Source organism: Pseudoalteromonas atlantica (assembly GCA_007988745.1).
GTDB classification, from domain to species: domain Bacteria; phylum Pseudomonadota; class Gammaproteobacteria; order Enterobacterales; family Alteromonadaceae; genus Pseudoalteromonas; species Pseudoalteromonas atlantica.
Genome location: BJUT01000067.1, coordinates 1 through 19,371 on the forward strand (window position 1 = coordinate 1; position 19,371 = coordinate 19,371).

General features: G+C 41.5%; 14 protein-coding genes and 1 riboswitch. Of the genes, 10 read left to right on the forward strand and 4 right to left on the reverse strand.

Annotation, left to right across the window (positions count from 1 at the left end):
• Positions 1-96: 96 nt before the first annotated feature.
• The gene (locus tag PAT01_RS18075) at positions 97-1,077 is read left to right on the forward strand and encodes a 2-hydroxyacid dehydrogenase (RefSeq protein ID WP_138576936.1); all 981 of its coding nucleotides are present in this window, start codon (positions 97-99) and stop codon (positions 1,075-1,077) included.
• Positions 1,078-1,143: 66 nt separating this feature from the next.
• Here the strand turns inward: PAT01_RS18075 and PAT01_RS18080 are convergent, their stop codons facing one another.
• Positions 1,144-2,466 carry a sodium-dependent transporter gene (locus PAT01_RS18080; RefSeq protein WP_138576938.1) on the reverse strand — a complete coding sequence of 441 codons (1,323 nt, stop codon included), beginning with the start codon at positions 2,464-2,466 and terminating at the stop codon, positions 1,144-1,146.
• A gap of 138 nt (positions 2,467-2,604) precedes the next feature.
• Here PAT01_RS18080 and PAT01_RS18085 point away from each other — a divergent pair, with 138 nt between their 5' ends.
• A complete protein-coding gene (locus PAT01_RS18085) occupies positions 2,605-3,348 on the forward strand; it encodes a 4'-phosphopantetheinyl transferase family protein (protein WP_154945949.1) in 744 nt (247 codons plus the stop codon).
• Positions 3,349-3,366: 18 nt separating this feature from the next.
• Here the strand turns inward: PAT01_RS18085 and lysC are convergent, their stop codons facing one another.
• The gene (gene lysC, locus PAT01_RS18090; RefSeq protein ID WP_154945950.1) at positions 3,367-4,752 is read right to left on the reverse strand and encodes a lysine-sensitive aspartokinase 3; all 1,386 of its coding nucleotides are present in this window, start codon (positions 4,750-4,752) and stop codon (positions 3,367-3,369) included.
• Between the two features lie 76 nt (positions 4,753-4,828).
• Positions 4,829-5,001, reverse strand: a riboswitch (Lysine riboswitch).
• Between the two features lie 289 nt (positions 5,002-5,290).
• On the opposite strand from lysC, the gene PAT01_RS18095 reads away from it, so the two are divergent.
• The 5 genes from PAT01_RS18095 to PAT01_RS18115 all read left to right on the forward strand — a co-directional run bounded on the left by PAT01_RS18095 (position 5,291) and on the right by PAT01_RS18115 (position 11,426).
• Entirely contained in the window at positions 5,291-6,562 is a 1,272-nt protein-coding gene (locus PAT01_RS18095) for a hypothetical protein (RefSeq protein WP_154945951.1), read from the forward strand.
• Positions 6,563-6,565: 3 nt separating this feature from the next.
• Complete coding sequence (locus tag PAT01_RS18100) at positions 6,566-7,114, forward strand: condensin complex protein MksE (protein ID WP_024033404.1); 549 nt, start codon at positions 6,566-6,568, stop codon at positions 7,112-7,114.
• Complete coding sequence (locus PAT01_RS18105; RefSeq protein ID WP_138576946.1) at positions 7,111-9,888, forward strand: coiled-coil domain-containing protein; 2,778 nt, start codon at positions 7,111-7,113, stop codon at positions 9,886-9,888. The genes PAT01_RS18100 and PAT01_RS18105 overlap by 4 nt, the downstream gene beginning before the upstream one ends.
• A 108-nt stretch (positions 9,889-9,996) precedes the next feature.
• Positions 9,997-10,548, forward strand: coding sequence for a DUF4136 domain-containing protein (locus PAT01_RS18110; protein ID WP_138576948.1), 552 nt, complete (start codon positions 9,997-9,999; stop codon positions 10,546-10,548).
• 74 nt (positions 10,549-10,622) lie between these two features.
• On the forward strand, positions 10,623-11,426 hold the full coding sequence (locus PAT01_RS18115; protein ID WP_054983132.1) for a hypothetical protein: 804 nt from the start codon (positions 10,623-10,625) through the stop codon (positions 11,424-11,426).
• A gap of 20 nt (positions 11,427-11,446) precedes the next feature.
• On the opposite strand, the gene PAT01_RS18120 is transcribed toward PAT01_RS18115, so the two are convergent.
• Positions 11,447-11,938, reverse strand: coding sequence for a peptide-methionine (S)-S-oxide reductase (locus PAT01_RS18120; protein ID WP_138576950.1), 492 nt, complete (start codon positions 11,936-11,938; stop codon positions 11,447-11,449).
• Positions 11,939-12,114: 176 nt separating this feature from the next.
• Here PAT01_RS18120 and PAT01_RS18125 point away from each other — a divergent pair, with 176 nt between their 5' ends.
• Positions 12,115-13,968, forward strand: a complete 1,854-nt coding sequence (locus PAT01_RS18125; RefSeq protein WP_138576952.1) for a TonB-dependent receptor plug domain-containing protein — start codon at positions 12,115-12,117, stop codon at positions 13,966-13,968.
• A 375-nt stretch (positions 13,969-14,343) separates the two neighbouring features.
• On the opposite strand, the gene PAT01_RS18130 is transcribed toward PAT01_RS18125, so the two are convergent.
• Entirely contained in the window at positions 14,344-14,607 is a 264-nt protein-coding gene (locus PAT01_RS18130) for a YkgJ family cysteine cluster protein (protein ID WP_138576954.1), read from the reverse strand.
• Positions 14,608-14,776: 169 nt separating this feature from the next.
• Here PAT01_RS18130 and PAT01_RS18135 point away from each other — a divergent pair, with 169 nt between their 5' ends.
• Both PAT01_RS18135 and PAT01_RS18140 read left to right on the forward strand, forming a co-directional pair.
• A complete protein-coding gene (locus PAT01_RS18135) occupies positions 14,777-15,958 on the forward strand; it encodes an efflux RND transporter periplasmic adaptor subunit (protein WP_154945952.1) in 1,182 nt (393 codons plus the stop codon).
• On the forward strand, positions 15,955-19,104 hold the full coding sequence (locus PAT01_RS18140) for an efflux RND transporter permease subunit (RefSeq protein WP_154945953.1): 3,150 nt from the start codon (positions 15,955-15,957) through the stop codon (positions 19,102-19,104). Before PAT01_RS18135 ends, PAT01_RS18140 begins: the two co-directional genes overlap by 4 nt.
• The last annotated feature ends 267 nt before the right edge of the window (positions 19,105-19,371 follow it).

Consider the following 19,371-nt stretch of genomic DNA (forward strand, 5'->3'; position numbering starts at 1 on the left):
AATTTTTTGCCTTACTATCAACGCGTTTTTACATCCTCAAAATAGATCACTTGATTATGCGCATTGGTATAACAGCTAGGCTTTGGAGTAAATAACATGAACATTGCTTTTTTTAGTACGCAAAAATACGAGCAGCCTTTTTTTGAGCGCAATATTAACAAACACCCTCAAATAGAGATTTGTTACTTTGAGCAAGCACTGAACGAGCAAACAGCACTGCTTGCTAAAGGGTTTGATGCTGTGTGTGTATTTGTAAACGACACGGTTAACGCCCTCGTTATTGAGCACCTTGCTGAGCAAGGAATTAATACTATTTTACTTCGCTGCGCAGGGTTTAATAATGTTGATTTAGTGGCTGCCAAAGCACACAACATTAAGGTATTACGAGTACCCGCATACAGCCCAGAAGCCGTAGCTGAGCACTGTGTTGCACTTATGCTTACCCTTAGCCGTAAAACACATAAAGCCTATAACCGCGTACGCGAAGACAACTTTGATTTAAACGGTTTATTAGGCTTTACCTTACACGGCAAAACAGTTGGAATTATAGGCTGTGGCAAAATTGGCCTTGCCCTTTGTAATATTTTAAATGGCTTTGGCGCGCATGTTTTAGTGTGCGACCCTTATGCAACACCTGGCAATTACACCATCACCGATTTAGATTCGCTGCTTACTCAAAGCGATATAATTTCACTGCACTGCCCCCTGAATGAGCAAACACACCATTTAATAAACGCCGATGCATTTAATAAAATGAAACCTGGGGTAATGCTAATTAACACTTCGCGCGGTGCGCTACTTAATAGTAAAGCGTGTATAAATGCGCTTAAAACTAAAAAGCTAGGGTATTTAGGGCTTGATGTGTACGAGCAGGAGTCAGAGCTATTTTTTAAAAACCATAGCGACGAAATAAACCAAGACGATATATTCTCGCGCTTAGTTAGTTTTAAAAACGTATTAATAACTGGCCACCAAGGCTTTTTTACTCAAGAAGCCCTTAGCGAAATTGCCAATACCACCATACAAAACGCAATAGAAATTAATGAACAGAGACCTTTAACCAATGAGGTTTTATAAAGCCGCGGCCCATTAATTTGCTTTACCCGTTTTGCTATTTACATAACGGGTAAAGCTTAAAATACTTTAGCCAAACGCAACGTTTGCAAAAACAAGAGTCATTAATACTGGGCACACAAAACGAATGTATTGAGCAAACCAGTAATGCGTGCCGGTGCTAGCTTTATGAAGCTTATTACCGCGTTTCCACATCCAACCTGCGGTTATAAAATAAAACAGCCCCATAAGTGGAAGTTGGTACTGAGTAAATAGCATGATTACTAAACCAAATAACCACTCAAAGTTTAATATTATTGCACTAGCGCATATTAACACCACTAGGCTAACGGCCCACGTTGCTTTAGTACGCTCTACGCGGTGGTTTTCTACTAAAAACGCTACCGGTATTTCTGTGGTAGAAATAGTCGATGTAACCGATGCAATCGACATAAGTACAAAAAACAGTAACCCAATTAGTAAACCAATTTCGCCCATGGTACTAAAAAGCTCAGGTAAAATAGCAAATATAAGCTGCCCTTCACCTATAAGTTTTCCGCCGCTAAACACCTCTACCCCGTTATGTTGCGCTACATAAATTGCAGGCACTATCAGTAAACCTGCTAAAAATGCCACACTGGTATCAAGTAGTGCAACGCTTGCAGTTAGTTTTGGCAGGTTTGCATCTGGCTGCAGGTACGAGCCATAAATCATCATGCAGCCAACCCCTAATGAGAGCGAGAAAAACGCCTGCCCCATTGCAGCAATAATTAAATTTGGGTCAAGCACTTGGCTAAAATTAGGAATTAAATAAGCAGCAAACCCTTCGCTGGCGCCTTCTAAACTGGCTATATAAAAAATTAAGCCTATTAGTAGCACCAATAACAATGGCATTAATCGACGTGACCAAGTTTCAATCCCTGATTTAACCCCTTTTAAAATAATACTGGCGGTTAAAATAAGCATAAGCGGCGTAAATATAAAATTACGCACCATAGAGTCGCTGTGTAAAAATTCGCTTGCGGCGGTAAAACCAAAAAATGTAGTAATAGGCTCTATCGCGTAAGAGAGCATCCACCCAGCTACAATAGAATAAAAGCTAAGCATAACCACAGCGCCCGCAAGGCCAATATATCCTGCGGCAGCCCCTACTTTTTTGTTGGTATTTTGCCACGCATTACCCAATGCTTTTACCGGGTTTGCTTGCGCTTGGTGGCCTAAATAAAGTTCGGTATAAAGCGCAGGTAGCGCAAGTAAAAATATAACTACAAAGTAAACCAATAAAAATGCACCGCCACCATGGTTGGCCGCCTGCGTAGGAAAACCCCAAATATTACCTAAACCCACTGCTGCGCCTGCAGCGGCTAAAACAAAACCAAAACGGCTTTGAAATCCATCACGCACTTGTGCCATACATCTACAAATTCTGTTATTCTTTGATTATTGTGAATTAAACCATATTTAATGCCAACTGAGTAATAAAATTGCTTTTGGCATAAATAAGCGCTGTTAACCGCTCATAATTACAGCACTCACTTATTTTAAGCGCGTATGACTAACCACTTTTTTAAAAACACCCTAAGTATTGCTCCCTCTTTTTATAGCGATTTACCCCCTAGCAACAATACTATTTTAGTGTTTAATGCCAACACACTTAATGTAGAACACCTTGATTTAACCCAGTACCTAAGCCCATTTGAGCTAAGCGTTATAAATCGTCGTAAACGCATGCAAGCAAAGCAAGAATACCTAGCATCGCGTATATTACTAAAGCAACTTGCAAAGCATACTCAGCCCCAATATGCGCACATACCGCTTAATAAAATGAGCACCCACTTTAATGAAGAGTGCTCAAAACTGCAGCTCCATATAAACCACACCGTTATTAATACCTGTATTTCGCACTCACATGGCTTAGTTGGCGTTGCACTTAATGTTACTAAGGCGGAGTTTGGCTTTGATATTGAAAAAATAAACTTAAAACGCCCATTCGAAAAGCTCGCTAAGCATTTTTATCATAAGGCTGAAATTGCCTTAATTACCGCGCCTTTGGCTATAAAAGAGCAAGCTCAGAGCTTTTTTAGAATTTGGACCTTAAAAGAGGCACTCGCTAAAGCAACTAGCCGCCCAATAGCGCAATTGCTTAGCCCAAATGTATTTGATGAATTTTCTTTGTTAAACCTTACAGCATCGAGTAACAGCATAACGGTTGCCAATAAGGAATTTGATATAAGCGTGGCGCATAAAAAAAGCACCGACTGGCGGTGCTTTATACTTAATAACTTGGATACTTAATAACTTGGCTTTAAAAGCTTAGGCAGCGCTTTCTAATAAGCGGCTGTGTATTGCTTGTACCACGGTATCTGACTCGCTTTGCTCTACTAAAAAGCATAAGTTGTGCTTGCTTGCACCATGACAAATTAATCGAATATTAAACTCTTTTAGTACGTTCATTAGGTTCATTTCGTGCTGGCGTAGCTGTATTTCAGACCCTATAAGCGCCACTAAGGTTAAGTTGTTTTCAACCGATACATGACAAAATTCGGCCAATTTATCTAAACACGCTTGCTCAAGCTCAGGTCGCGAGGCATTAGGCGCGTTATCGAGCGTAATGGCAACACTAATTTCTGAGGTAGTAACTAAATCTACCGATATATTAAATTCACTTAAAATAGTAAATACACGGGCCAAAAAGCCACTTGCTAATAACATTTCTGGGCTTTTAAGCGTTAGCAATATTTGGTTTTTACGCTGCGTAACGGCACGAATACCTGGCTGCTGCGATTTTTCACGCTCAATCCACGTTCCTCCGCGCTCTGGCTCGCGGCTAGAGCCTACAAATACATTAATATGGCTACGGCTTGCTGGTAAAATAGTTGCAGGGTGCAATACTTTTGCGCCAAATGTCGCCATTTCTGCGGCTTCATCAAAGCTTAAACGGGCAATTGGCGTTGCCTTAGCGCATAAACGCGGGTCGGTGCTAAAAATACCCACTACATCGGTCCAAATGTGTACACTTTTAGCGTTAATAGCCTCTGCTAATAACGCCGCACTGTAGTCAGAGCCACCACGGCCAAGCGTTGTGGTTTGACCAAATTCATCACTACCAATAAACCCTTGTGTAACTATTACTTGCTCATCTAATAACGGAATTAACAGATCTTTAGCGGCTTGTGCAGTGGCCGCAATATCGGGCGTTGCTTTACCAAATTGGCTGTCGGTTTTGAGCACTTTGCGCACATCAAACCTATCTGCATTTAAGCCTTTTAAGCGCAGCACTTGAGCAAATAAATAAGACGATAAACGCTCGCCAAAGCTAAGCAGCTCATCGTGTTGTTGATCAGTAGTGAGTGTTTCAAAGGCTAACGTTTGAAACGCTTTTAACGTCTCGTTAAAACCCACCGCTAAATCGGCATCAAGCGACAGCTCATCTAAAATAGCCTGTTGAATAGCCAATACGCCATCTATGTGTGCTTGGCGCTGCTCTTTACTAAGGTCGGGTTTGCACAGTGCAACTAAGTGGTTAGTTACGCCGGCACTGGCGCTCACAGCTACAATACGTACGCTTTTATCTGCAACAATAATTTCGCTACAGCGACTCATCGCTTCAAAGTTTGCAACACTGGTTCCGCCAAATTTGGCAACGATGTAATCTGATTTTGCGCCTGATACTGTTTGTGGCACTGATTGGGTAGTCATTTCGTCTCCTTTCGCGGTATCCAAACCGCTAAAAAACAAGAAGAACTTGGCAAAGGAATGCAAATAAGATGTGTCCGCTGCCAGAAGCTCTCCACCTAAGTTGGTGACAGTTTTGGGGATTCAGCCCCATAAACCGAAAAACTCGGTTGACGTAACCTTGTTTTCCTCGGCGAGTACTTCCCTCTTTAATGGTTATGGGCGTTCGTCACCTACCATTAAATACCTAAGTATCGCACCTCTTCTGAATGTTGTATTAACCTGTGGCTAATAAAACAAAACCCCACAGTGTAGCGGGGCTTTGAAAGTTATCGTTTAGACGTCTAGCTGTCAAGGTGTTTTAGTTAATATAACGCGAATAATTTAGCCAAGGTTTATATTGCTGGCTACTTTTACAGCGCTTAATGTAACTCGCCTGTACGCCAGCTAAAAAAATGTGTAAATTAAGCCAGTTAATAACGAGTACTTTTTATTATAAAATATAAAAACTACGCTCTGCTTTAAGCGTAGTTAACTCAATACTAGGATGTATCACCGCATTATGATCCCAGCTAAAAAGCTGCTTAATACCCTTAGCGAACATTGGGGTGTTTTAGAGCTATTATTTAAACGTTTTAAAATGGCCGACTTTAGCCTCAAAGACGTGCAAAACGCCATTAAGCAAAAACAGCCCACATGGACAAACGAGCGCATTTACAAAGAAACAAATCGTTTGCTCAATCAAGATATACTTATTCCATTGGCTAAATCATCCCAGCTTGAAATAAACCGCGCCATTGCCGATTTTGCGACCTTTTTATTACAAGAAGAACACCTAGGTTTAGCACAAGAAATTAGCGTTTTGGTTGATGATTTAGCACGCCTAGGAAACCGATTAGATAATGCCGGCGAAATAGAAGACTTTGACGATTTACGCCGCTATAGCCGCATTATGGATGATCGGGTGCGTAAAATAATGAAGCTTTACGCGCACAACGAAAACGCAATTTTAAACATTGTTGAGCAAGCTAAATCTGATCACGCGGTGCAATCTTTGCAAAAGCGCTACAAAGCGGTAATAGAAGCCTTTGACGAATACATAGAGCCGATGCTTGAAATGGTCGATATTCGCGGTGACTTTCATGCTTGTTTTACACTTATTGAGCAACAAATAAGTAAGCAAATAGAGCACATTGAACGCTCAGGCAAAGCCTACAGCGACAAACGTATGCTTGAGCAATTGCGTACTCGTATACTCGAAATGCATTTAGTTGGCCGAGAAAGCTTACGCAAAAGTGCCGATATGCTTATGCCACTGCGCGAAGAGCTACGCCGTAATAACCTAATTACCCGCCAGGCAGCCAAAGTGCTTGGCCTTGTGCGTAAAAATGGCGTAGACAACATGCTAAGCACGGTACAACCAAATTTTGTAAGCGATGCGCAGCGTTATTCGCTTGGCCAGCAGCGTCATATAGTTGCCTATATGGCAAGCTTGGTAGAATTTGAACACGAAGAATACCAGCTCCCAGAGCAACAAGACGTGCCGGCATTTGTTACGCCAAACATTCCTGATTACCACGATGTTAAAACAAGCTTTGCAAAACGCTTTAATAAAAAGCGTAAAAAGCCCCAGCCATTGCTTCAATTTTTAGATGAAAGCTACCCAGAATTAGACGCCGACGAAATGCTATTTTTATATCAAAAACTAGTCAGCGACAGTGAAATTCACATTAGCCAAAGCGATGAAAAAACACGCGTAAAAATTGCCGGCCAGCATTTTTCGTTATACCCATTTAATTCTGCGCCTCAGCCAGATACACAGGCAGACGAGTAACACATGACACATATAAACTTAGACGAGCTTACGCACCTACAAGCCATTAATAAAAAATTAGGTGCGGGTTACCATATTTGCGAACAAGACAACGTAATGTGGCAAGAGCTTGACCAGCACATAGAATCTTATAGCGCCTTATTTAGCGCCCTTGGCCACGATTTAAAACACGATAGCCGCGGCTTTTACTACTTTGCCAGCGACGAAAGCACGCCAAACATGGGTAAAATATCCCGTGCTATTGCACTGACTATTTACATTTTAATTGAGCACTTTGCCAATACGGGTAAAGACCCAATGCGTGCCCTATTTGATGAAGTAAACGACTTAGAACTGATGCAAACCTTAGTGCAAATTAATAAACACTTGTTTGATCAGCTTGAGATATTTTCGGGCTCAGATTTACGAAAAGACGTATACCTGCGCATGGTACGTTTAGGCCTTGCCCGCGAAGTAGAAGGCGGCTTTATGCTACAAGCGCCTATTCACCGCTATATTGATGCACTTATGGAAGTAAACGAAGAAACCTACATTACTGAGGACGAGCAATGAAAAACTTATACGGACTAAGTAAACTCGCCCTACTTAATACCGCAGGCTATGCAAAGTGTGTTATTCCGCTTGATAAAAGTAGCTCTATTTGTGCACCAAACAATACCGGTAAAAGCTCGGTTATTAACGCCCTGCAATTTCCGCTAATAAATGATTTGCGCCTAACCGAATGGGACGGGCACGATTTAGATGAAACCCGTAAATTTTATTTTTCATCAGATCAGTCGTACATTTTACTTGAAGCCAACCTCCCCCATGGCTCGGTGGTTATTGGTGTAGCAGGCCTTGGTAAAATAGCCGGTTACGCGCACCAGTACTTTTGTTATCAAGGCAAACTTGATTTAGCGCAGTACACGCAAGGTAATACCATTATTAAGTTTACCAAGCTGTTTAATCATTTAAAAACGCAAGGTTACAACCCTATAGAGCTTAAAGCACAAGAGCTAAACGCCCTGCTTACCGGCGGCGCAACCCCTTTTGACGGCGACATTAATTTAAAAATGATCCCGCTTAATAACGTGCAAGACTCCGCCATTTATAAAGAAATTTTTAGGCGTATTCTTAACTTACACAAATTGGGGGCAAGCGATGTTAAACGCTTTATGCTGCGTGTGTTTGAACGCCATATGTCTAACTCTAAAGTGGACTTTTACGAAGTATGGCGTCGCTCGTTTGATAAAGTAAATCGTGCTAAACGCGAATTAAAAGCGCTTGAATCAATGCAAGAGCCAATAACAGCGCTTGAATCTATGCTTGAAAACCAAACCGTGCTTAAAGGTAAGTTAGCGGCCTACGCGCCTAAAATTGATCAAGCATTAATAGACTTTGATACCTACCAAGAAGAGCAACTAAGCGAACTAGCCATTGCCCTTGAAGACATAGAGCACGAAAAACACGAGTTTGAGCAAAAGCAAAGCTTATACGTACAGCAATCGCGCGATATAGAGCGCAGGCAAACCCAAATTGAGCAATGGTTTTTAGATTACAGCGCTCTTAAAAGCGAATTTGAACTGGTAAATAAAGCTACCCTTAAAGCCAACCTTGGCCAACTTAAGCAAGACTACGAGTCACTTTCGCACTCTATTACCAGCGCACAAGGGCAAAGCCTACACACGCTTGATTACCGCATCAGCGAAACGCAAAAGCAAATTAAAAGCTTAAAACTGCAGCTTAAAAACCTTGAGTTTAATTTGTTTACTCGAATGCGCGAAGACCTATCACTTAAAGAGGTAGAAGAAATATCGCGCATTTTAAACCCCGATATTCTCTCGTTTGCCACCACCAGCAATGGCGATATAACCATTGATGATGAAGACGCCTTTGGGGAATTTTTATCGCTATTAAGCGAAAACGTTAAAGGCGGTGTACTAACCCTGCCAGGGGCAAGCATTAAACTTAAAAAACTTTCGCCAGTGCAAATGCAAAGCGGCGAAAATAAAGCCCAGCTTAGCGCTCAGCTAGACGCGCTGGAACGCTCGTTAAAAGAGTTTAAACAACAGCGCGAAGTAGCCGCTAACGTGGCCGATAAACAAAAAGAAAAAGATGCACTTTACGATGAGCTAATGAGCGCAGAGAGCGCCCTAAAACGCTTAGAGCAATTTGAGGTAATGCAGCAGTCGGTAGAAGCGCAATCCATGCTAAAAGAGCAGTTATTAGCAGAGCGCGAACAAGTTGACGACTACCTACAAGACATTCAAAAAAATAGTGGCTCAATTGCAGACAGGCGCTCGTTAATTAAATCTAAGCAAGAGCAAATTAATCGCCAAACCGAGCGCCTACGCCAAGTTAAAAGCGAGCGAATTGACCACACGCTCGATTTATACAGCGGTAAAGTAACCCCATACATGATTGATATAACAGTCGACTTTGATAACTTAAGCGACTTAGTACATCACTATAATAAAGACTGCCAAGAGCTGCGCAACTTTGACATAAACGTGCGTAATACCTATTTGCATGTATATAACGCAGGCATTACTAAGTTCGATAACGAAAATGACGAATTTACTAAATACCAAAAGCTTATTAGCGCGTTTCATAACCTTGATAACGAACGCGATGCCGTTGAGCGCCAAGGCCGCGTAGCCCTGACCGAAGTAGCCGCCACAATTAAAGGCTTGCGTGAAGACTTAGACCGACTTCGCCGCGAAATGAACAGCTTTAATAAAGGCATAAGCCAGCACCGTATTTCTAACCTTCAAGCGTTTAAAATTAACGTAATACCGCGCAAAATGCTGGTTGATAGTATTGATACCATTATCAGCACGTCGCATCAGTTTGAACAAGGCGACACCCTTGATTTATTAAGCCAAGAACCTTACAGCGAAAGCGCGGTAAACGAAGCAAAAGATCACCTAATAAAACTTGCCTCCGACAAAGCAGGCCTTACATTAACTGATTTATTTGATATTCGTTTTGAAGTGGTTAACCGCGCAGGTGAAACCGAACACTTTGAAAAAATCGATTCAGCCGGTTCAAACGGGACGCGGATTACTATTAAGTTATTATGTGGCATGTTGTTTATTCGTTACTTATTAAGCGATCAGGAACAAAACCTTTACCGTATACCTATTTATATTGATGAAGCGGCCGACATTGATCCGCAAAACCAAAAAGCAATCATAGAAACGGCACTGAGCTTTGGCTTTGTGCCAATTTTTGCCTCGGTTAAGCCGCAGGTAAGCTGTGATTACATTGTACCTATTCGTTCAGTAAAAGATGGCGCCCAAAACTGGGTAGACGAAAAAGACTGGATTGAAGTTGAACACAATTAATTGGCCGTTAAGGCAAACCAACTAAACTAAAATATAGGACGTTAAACTAATACACATTTAAACGATGTGTGTTATTTTAAATTAACGCATTTTATTGGAGCAAAGGTAATGAAAAATATACTTATTGTTGCAGCGCTGACATTTCTTACAGCCTGTACGCAAACCCCAGACTGGGATTACGACAAATCAGCCAACTTTAGTAATTTTAAAACATTTGCTTGGGTAGAAAACGCGAGCCTAACCAAAGACACCACAAACTACCAAATTAACGGCTTAATGGAAAAACGTGTACGTACTGCCGTTAATAAAGAGCTTAGCCAAACATTAGGTATGAGCTTAGTAGACCCAACCCAAGCTGACGTACTAGTTAACTACCATGCATCGGTAGATAAAGAGCTAGAAGTAGACAGCTTTAACGTAGGCTACGGCGCACGTTGGGGATACTGGGGTACGGGCTTTCAACGCGATATTAGCGCCCGTGAATACGAAGTGGGTACTTTGGTGATTGATATTATTGACCGCGAATCAAACCAGCTTGTATGGCGCGGCGCAAAAGAAGGCCGTTTAAAGAAAAAACAATCGCCTGAGCAACGCGAAGCATCAATTAAAGAAACAGTCGCTAATATTTTAAGCAACTTCCCGCCGCAAAAGCAGCAGTAAGTTAAAATTAGCGTTGAGTAAGTTTTAAGAAGCTCACAGTATGTGAGCTTTTTTGTTAATAAAGGACTCATACCTTGGCATTTTTAAAATATTTTACAGTCACTCTGTTCGTCTTTTTTGCTTCGCTCCCCGCACATGCGGAAAATTTAAAATTAACTCCAGGTTTGTGGCAAGGCATTTACAAAGATAATTTCGAATACAATGTACTGGAAATAAAAGAAAACGGAGAACACCGTTTAATCATTGCAAATATCGCCAGTGCATTTCATAGAAATAAATCAATTGCGTTTAATGATAACGATATTAAATGCAATCGCATTAATTGCACTATCAAACTCATTAGCCCTAATAAAGAGCATCTGCAATTTACATTAATTTTAAGCCGTTATTTAGATAATTCATTTGAGGTGTTAGAAATTTATTCTAATGCAGACGATGATTTTGTCATGTCAAAAACTTACCGGTTGGAAAAACAAGAAAGGCAATCTACCGTCCATACATTTATAGATAAATACCGCTCTAGAATAGATGAATTAGCAGCTATAGAAAAGTCAGGTTTATATGGTTTTTGGGTAGGATTATTAAATTTAGACGGCAATCAAAAACTCGTAAGTATTGAATTTCACCCAAATAAAGAGTCATATTTCACCTATTTTGCAAGTGGAACCAATGACATAATCAGCACCACTTTTATGCCACAAGATATTCAAGAAATAGACAACGTACTGAAAATCACTACCAGCAATCCACTCTTCGCAAATAAGCTAATTATTCATAAAGACAACCGAGAACTCAAAGGCTATATGTATTCAAACCACAAAGGTACAACTCTTCAAACTGGCTCGTTTAAATTGTATCGCTTTGAAAGGCCTGAGTAACCTGTAATCTAAGTATAACTCTATGACAATTTATACTTATACAATAACTCAAAAGGTATATGGCAATAGTCATCTGGGTGGTTGGTTAAACGGTCTTGATGCTCAGGATCGCTTGGTACGTAATTAGTTAGCGGCTCTACCTGTACTACAATTTTATCGGCATCGCTGCGCTTTTTGATATAGTTGTTTGCTGCCTCTAAATGGCTTTGGTGTTTGCTGTAAATAGCAGTGCGGTATTTAGGGCCTACGTCATCCCCTTGTTTATTAATGCTGTATGGGTCAATAATTTCAAAAAAGTAGTCAAACAGCTTATTTAGGCTAACGGCGTTTAGGTCAAAAATTACCTTTACGCATTCTGCGTAACCATCGTATTCGCCATCTGTAGTTTTACTTAAACCATTAGCGCGCCCTGCCTGTGTGCTAACAACACCTGGCAAATGCTTCATAAACTCTTGTACGCCCCATAGGCACCCACCAGCAAAGTAAATAGTATTATGTTCTTTAGTATTCATTATAAATGTTACCTGATGAGAAAAGTGTGAATGATTATCAAATGCAGATATTAACAAATTAATGTACAATCGCGCACAAAATGACTGCTGTTACATTTAGCTATTTTATCATGCTCAAATATGAGCTTTGAAATTAATTGTAACCGCAGCTACAAATAAAAAACGACGAGAAACACATGAACCGCACACCACACATTATATTGCCTGCACTATTATGCAGCGTTACTCCATTTGCTTATGCTAATACGTTATCTGATGAGTCTTCAATCGAGCAAATAACAGTGGAGGCTTCGCCTACTGCGAATAAACTGCCTGTAGGTACATTTGACTCGCCTATTTCTAATTTAGAATACGATCCGCGTGTAGATCTTCAATCACGAAATATGGCTGAGGCACAAGCTGATGTAACTATTCGTGGCGGTATTTTTGAAAACACCGGCTTTAGAGTAGGCAGTGCTACCCTGCTTGACCCGCAATCTGGTCATTATTTTGCTGAAATTCCCATTGCACCGCAAATGCTAAGCGGCCCAGCAGTTTTAACCGGTGCCGATAACGCACTGTACGGTATGAACAGCTCTGTAGGTACGGTTTCGTTTGGTTGGAAACCGATTATTACTGGCGGTAGTGTATCGCTTGGTACTGGTACGAATGACTTTAATCTTCAAAGCATTCATGCTGCTAAAAACACACAACTTGATAGCTTAGCTGGCTATACCTTAGGTTTTGAAGGTGAATATTCTCACTCGCAAAGTGATGGCACTATTGATAATGGTGACCATGACTTTTCGCGCGCCTCAGCTCGCGTGCAATTGGCAAGTGAGAATAGCCAAACCGATTTATTTTATGGCTCACAGGATAAGTTTTTTGGCTGGCCTAATTTATACACTCCCTTTGGCGTTAACGAAACTGAAGATTTAGAAACCCGCCTTTGGATGCTTAATCACAAACAAAATTACGCTGAGAACAGTAATTTTGAAGTATCGGCGTATTACCGCACCCATGACGATCACTATATTTACTCGCGCGAAAACCCAAGTGCATTCGAAGCGTTTCATAAAAGCGAGGTTAAGTCACTTGCTCTTTCCGGCCGCCATGCACAAAGCAATGCATTTGCAGTCAATTACTCAGCACAATTTATTGATGACTCGATTGAATCAACCACACTTGAAAACAACTTTACCTCACGAAAATATTATAAGCTGAGCGTATTGCCCCAATACACAATGGCGCTAAAGGCTAATCAACAGCTTATATTTCGTTTAGGGGCTGCGTATGACGATACAAACCGTGATGATGCTGAAGTATCAGCCATTGGTGATATAACCTTAAATACCCAAAATAATGACGGCACAGCGCAAAGCCTTTATTTATCGTACGCGCAGGCGAGCCAAGTTGCAGGCTATACAGCCATTGGCGGCAGCGATTCTGGCGGGTTATTTAGAAGTAACTACAACCTTGAGCGCGAAACTACTTCAAACTTAGAGCTAGGTTTACTACTTGAAGAGCAAAGCTGGCAGTTAAACTCGGCTATTTTTTATCGAAAAGATAATAACTTAACCGACTGGACCTTTAACTTTGACTCTACCTCGGCGCGCTTTGCCAACCCCGTTGATATTGATACTGCAGGGGTTGAATTTTTAGCGACTAAGCACTTTGATACTGCAAAACTTATTGCTAGCTACACCTATTTGCATAAATCAGAGAACTACGGCGCAGCCGATATTGATGCCAGTTTTTACGCGTTAAACTTCCCCGATCACCGTTTAACACTTGGCGCTGTGTATAACCCAACTGATATTTTAGAATTTAGAATAGATAACGAATGGCGTATACAACATAAAAACGCCCTTAGAAACGGCGACGACAACGCGCTTTTTACCCAGCTAACGCTTAAAATAACCCCGCCTCAGTTAAGCAATTTATTTATTACTTTAGCGGCAGATAACGTATGGGATGAGTCGTTTGAAGAAATACCTGGTACACCAGGGCGCGGTGAGCAATATACGTTAAGCGCAACGTATAGTTGGTAAAACTAAAGCGGCGTTTACAAACTCAATTTAAACTTTGGTTTGTAGACGCTGTGTTTTTTATAAAAGCTCTATATTAGGCAGAAAATATTGCACAAAGAGAAGCGAATGAGGAGTAAATAAGAAAACAAAAGCCAACTATTGCTTAAAGTTAATCTCTTCCTCTAAAAGCGCCGCGCCTCTTGCCCTCTTTGTAAATAATCCACTTTTACAGGTTTTACCTGTCACGTAAGCAAGCTTTACGTCTACAAAACAACCATATATCTGCACATTTGCGGTAGACGCAGAGCTTGCTCGCGTGAAAGGCGCAACTTTTAATTACTTAAAAAATTACTCAGTAATAGATAAATGTAAATATATGTGTATTAACTTCGTAAGCTAGGTTAACTGCTCAAGTTCGGTAATAAGCGCTAGAGCCTCTGCATTAGTTGACCCACATACATCGCGCGTGGCGCTAAAATCGCTACATACTTTAGGGCGGCTTTCATCGCCAAATAGTTTACATAAATTGTTCTTATCAAGCTGAATACAACGCTCTCCGGCTTTTTTACCGTTTGGCATACCGGGTATTGGCGAGCTAATACTTGGGGCAATGCAACATGCGCCGCAGCCTAAGCGACATGCCATTGGCTCTGTTTTCATAAATACCTCTGTTAGTTAAAGCCAGGCCTTTGAATTTAAATTAACACCCTGCCTAGCCCATTATTTATTTGTAATACACATATGTAATGCTTTGTTACATCTTAAAACGCCTTGTAAACACTTTATTGCGTATTATTGCCTTGTCACCAAATATATGAAGGAATGCCTTGTGGCTACTAAAAAACAAATTTTATTACCAGTCGCGGTTTTAGCAGCCGGGATTGCACTCGCTTTTGGCCTTTCAGCCATGAAAACGCCACCAGAAGAAAAACCAGAGCAAGACACTCGCCCACTTGTTGCTGCGCAAAACGTAAACATTGATGCAATAACGCTCGATGTTAAATCGTACGGCGTAGTAAAACCTAAAGACCGTACAGAGCTGGTTGCACAAGTAAGCGGGCAAGTTATTTCAGTAGCCGAACAATTTGTTGAAGGCGCGTTTGTTAAGCAAGGCGATATTTTAGCACGAATTGATCCAAATGATTACGAGGCCGATTTAATTGAGGCCGAAGCAGGCCTTGCCCAAGCAAGTTCAGCGCTTGAAATAGAACGCGCGCAAGCTCACGTAGCTAAAGCCGAATGGGAACGTATTAAATCAGACTCAAGCGATGCAATTGCGTCGGAGCTTTATTTACGTAAACCACAACTTGCAGAAAAAATGGCAAACTTTCGCTCTGCCCAAGCCCGTGTAAAACGCACTAAACGTAATTTAGAACGCACGTACATCAAAGCCCCTTACGACGCTATAATAAACCAACGCACCATTAGCTTAGGCTCAGTGGTTAGTGCGGGTAGTAAGTTTGGCGAGCTAAGCGCTACCTCAGTTGCAGAGGTGCGTTTACCGGTTGCAGATAAAGAGCTGCAATACTTAGATAACGGCGGTATTGGCGCGTTGGTTACACTTAACGCTGAATTTGCAGGCAAACAGACAACATGGCAAGCCAAGGTTGTACGAAGCGAAGGTGTGGTTGATCAAACCAGCCGTATGAGCTATTTAGTTGCTCAGTTACCGACTCCGTACGCTGATAACACCAAACCACTGCGTTTTGGCTCTTATATAAATGCCACCATAAAAGGCCGCGCGCTTGATAACGCGATTATAGTGCCGCACCATTTAGTTAAAAATAACAAAATTGCTATTTTAAACGACGATCACACCCTGAGTTTTAAAACGCTTAATATTGTACGTGAACAAAACGGTATGGTGATTGCAAACCAAGGCTTAAACAGTGGTGAGCAACTTATTACCTCTGCCCTTGAATACCCAACAGAAGGCATGGCGGTTAAGCTGGAGGGCACTGAGCCTAAAAGCGATGTGACGCAATTAGCACTTAAAGAGGATACACCATGAGTACCTCAGAAAAAGGCTTAATTGCATGGTTTGCACGTAACCCAGTGGCGGCAAACCTCATCATGATTTTTATACTTATTGGCGGGCTTTTAACAGCGCTGACAATTCGTAAACAGGCATTTCCGCAGTTTGAAAGTAACTGGGTGAGTATTCAAGCGGTATACCCAGGCGCAGCCCCGCAAGAGGTTGAAGAAGGCATAACCATAAAAATTGAAGAAAACCTTGAAGGTACCGAGGGTATAAAACGTTTAATCACTTACTCTAACCGAGGTTATGCGCAAGCGTGGGTAGAAATAGAAGAAAAATACGACCTACAAGAAGCCCTAGACGAAATAAAAGCGCAAGTTGATTCTATCAATACCTTTCCGGCAGGAATGGAGCGCCCCGTTATCCAACGTGAAAAATTTCAGCAAGAGGTGATGATCCTCGCGCTTTATGGCGACATGAGTTACTACCAGCTTAAAGAGCTAGGCAACGACATAAAAGATGAACTACTCGCCTTACCTGGCGTTAATTTAGTCGATTTTTACAGTGGCCTAGATTACGAAATAGGCATAGAAATAAGCCCCGACAAACTACGTGAATATGGCCTAACTTTTAGAGATGTTTCAAGTGCGGTGCAAAATTTTTCTACCAATATGTCGGCAGGGCAAATTCGCTCTGACACTGGCTATATTTCAATGCGTGTTGAAAAACAAGCCTACCGTGGTGGTGAATTTGCAAAGCTTCCGCTTATAACGCTTGCCGATGGCGCACAGATTAACTTAGGCGATGTAGCAACGATTAATGATGGCTTTGAAGAAGGCTTACTTTACTCTAAATATAACGGTAAAAACTCACTCACGTTTGAAGTAGATGCCTCAAAAGATCAAGACATTACCGATGTAGCTAAAATTCTTAAAGGCTACATGGCAGAAAAACAATCGAAACTTCCACAAGGCGTAAAGCTCTCCCCTATTGTTGATTTAACTTACTACCTTGAAGGTCGACTCGATATGATGATCGACAACATGGTATGGGGCGGTATTTTAGTAATGATAGTGCTGGCACTGTTTTTACCGCTGCGTTTAGCTTTTTGGGTAATGATGGGCTTACCGGTGTCTTTTTTAGGTGCCTTTTTGTTTATGCCAATTGGCTTTTTAGACATCACCATAAACATGGTGTCGTTATTTGCCTTTATTATTGTACTTGGCATTGTGGTCGACGATGCCATAGTCGTGGGTGAGTCTGCCAGTGCCGAAATAGAAAAACACGGCCACAGCCTTGATAATGTTATTCGCGGAGTTAAGCGCGTTGCAATGCCTGCCACTTTTGGTGTTTTAACCACTATCGCGGCGTTTTTACCGCAAGCTATGGCATCGGGCCCAGGCGCTGCGTTTTCTAAAGCCATTGGTGTGGTTATTATATTGTGTTTGATTTTCTCGCTGATTGAATCAAAGCTAATATTACCTGCGCATATTGCAGCCATGAACCCACGTAAACCTAACCCTAAAAACCCATTACATAAACTGCGTAATGTGGTTGATAGTGGCTTAAAACACTTTGTACAAAACTATTACACGCCTTTTATAGGTCATTGTATACATTATCGTTATACCGTAATTATTGGCTTTTTATGCATATTAATAGTCAGTGCAGGTATGTTTGCAGGCGGCTTAGTTAAGTTTGTGCCTAACCCTAAAATACCGCATGATTTTCCGCGTATTACGCTTGAAATGAACCTGGCCTCTTCGGAGCAAGCCACCCTTGAAACGGCTCGTAAAATTGAAGATGTATTACTCAAAGTAGATAAAGAGCTTGAAGAGCAATACGGCCAAAGCATGATCCGCGATTTATCGGTAAGCTTACGTGGGCGTACTCAAGCAAACATTATGGCTATTTTAGTAGAGCCACACTTGCGCCCTATCGACACCTTTGCATTAAGCACCCTGTGGCGCGAACAAATGCCCCCGCTTCCAGGTGTTAAAACGCTTAATATTCAAGATAATATTTTTAGCGGCGGACGTGATGACGGCGACGTAAGTTTTAGGCTACAAGGCAAAGATGCCGATGAGCTAAAAGAAGTCGCTGGTAAATTAAAAGCTAAACTACAAAGCATGGAAGGTGTAGGCGATGTAAACGACTCACTGCAAAGTGCCACCGACGAAGTACAGCTTGATTTAAAACCTCTGGCCTACAGCATGGGACTTACACTTGCCGACGTTGCATCGCAAGTAAGCTTTAGTTACTACGGATTAGAAGCACAGCGTATTTTACGCGAAGGCGAAGAAATTAAAGTAATGATACGCTACCCAGAAAGCGAGCGTAACTCAATTAGCAACATTCAAAATGCGCGTATTATTACCCCAACCGGCGCAGAAGTACCGTTAAGCGAAGTAGCCGAAGTTAGGCTAGTAGATGGTGTAAACCGTATTCGCCGCGAAAACTCAAACCGTACTGTTAATGTGTGGGCAGCGGTAAATACTGACCAAGTTGAGCCGTTTGCTATTGCACAAGAAATTCGCGATACCTATTTACCTTCATTGCTTAAAAGCTACCCAGGCGTTAAAAGTAATGTGGCTGGACGCGTACAAGAAGAAATGGACAGCGCCGATGAGCAGTTACGCGACTTTGCTATATCGCTGATGATTATATTTGCCTTATTAGCCATTCCGCTTCGCTCTTACTCGCAGCCGCTTATTATTATGTCGGTTATTCCATTTGGTGTAGTAGGTGCAATGTTTGGTCACGTAATATTAGGTATGACCATGAGCGGGCTGTCTATGTTTGGCATTATTGCTGTAGCGGGCATAGTCGTAAACGACTCACTCGTAATGGTTGATTTTGTAAATAAAGCACGCGCAGAAGGCATGGCCGTAAAACAGGCCGTTATGCAAGCCGGTGCAAAGCGCTTTAGAGCTATATTGCTCACTTCAATCACTACATTTATTGGGGTAATGCCAATTATTATGGAAACCAGCTTACAGGCTAAAATAGTTATTCCTATGGCGGTATCGCTGGCCTTTGGTGTGCTATTTGCCACGGTAATTACTTTAATACTTATACCTTGCCAATACGTAGCACTAGAAGACGCTAAGCGCCTTACCCGTAAGCTACTTGGTAAATCGCAGCCTATAAGTATTCAACCGGCACCCACTGCCAAATAATTAAAGTTTCTCTCCCAACCATTAAAGCTCGGCCTAATACGCCGAGCTTTTTATTGCCTAAATATTGCACTGCATTATTAATAGTTTTTATAAAGTGTTTCAAATAAATTATGGATAATTATTTTAATTATATCAGCGTATTATGCGCCCTCAATTTAAAGCATCGCTAACGCATTATAATTTTATTGCTTAGCATTAAGCTCACACCGCAATGGTTTTGAGCCGCTTGTCAGTTAAGTGCCCTCCACTTAGCTCTAATAACGTGGG

Excerpts from the sequence above, each read along its gene's own strand:
- PAT01_RS18075 (WP_138576936.1), top strand. The coding sequence starts at position 97 with ATGAACATTGCTTTTTTTAGTACGCAAAAATACGAGCAGCCTTTTTTT.
- PAT01_RS18080 (WP_138576938.1), bottom strand. The coding sequence starts at position 2,466 with ATGGCACAAGTGCGTGATGGATTTCAAAGCCGTTTTGGTTTTGTTTTA.
- PAT01_RS18085 (WP_154945949.1), top strand. The coding sequence starts at position 2,605 with ATGACTAACCACTTTTTTAAAAACACCCTAAGTATTGCTCCCTCTTTT.
- lysC (WP_154945950.1), bottom strand. The coding sequence starts at position 4,752 with ATGACTACCCAATCAGTGCCACAAACAGTATCAGGCGCAAAATCAGAT.
- PAT01_RS18095 (WP_154945951.1), top strand. The coding sequence starts at position 5,291 with ATGATCCCAGCTAAAAAGCTGCTTAATACCCTTAGCGAACATTGGGGT.
- PAT01_RS18100 (WP_024033404.1), top strand. The coding sequence starts at position 6,566 with ATGACACATATAAACTTAGACGAGCTTACGCACCTACAAGCCATTAAT.
- PAT01_RS18105 (WP_138576946.1), top strand. The coding sequence starts at position 7,111 with ATGAAAAACTTATACGGACTAAGTAAACTCGCCCTACTTAATACCGCA.
- PAT01_RS18110 (WP_138576948.1), top strand. The coding sequence starts at position 9,997 with ATGAAAAATATACTTATTGTTGCAGCGCTGACATTTCTTACAGCCTGT.
- PAT01_RS18120 (WP_138576950.1), bottom strand. The coding sequence starts at position 11,938 with ATGAATACTAAAGAACATAATACTATTTACTTTGCTGGTGGGTGCCTA.
- PAT01_RS18125 (WP_138576952.1), top strand. The coding sequence starts at position 12,115 with ATGAACCGCACACCACACATTATATTGCCTGCACTATTATGCAGCGTT.
- PAT01_RS18130 (WP_138576954.1), bottom strand. The coding sequence starts at position 14,607 with ATGAAAACAGAGCCAATGGCATGTCGCTTAGGCTGCGGCGCATGTTGC.
- PAT01_RS18140 (WP_154945953.1), top strand. The coding sequence starts at position 15,955 with ATGAGTACCTCAGAAAAAGGCTTAATTGCATGGTTTGCACGTAACCCA.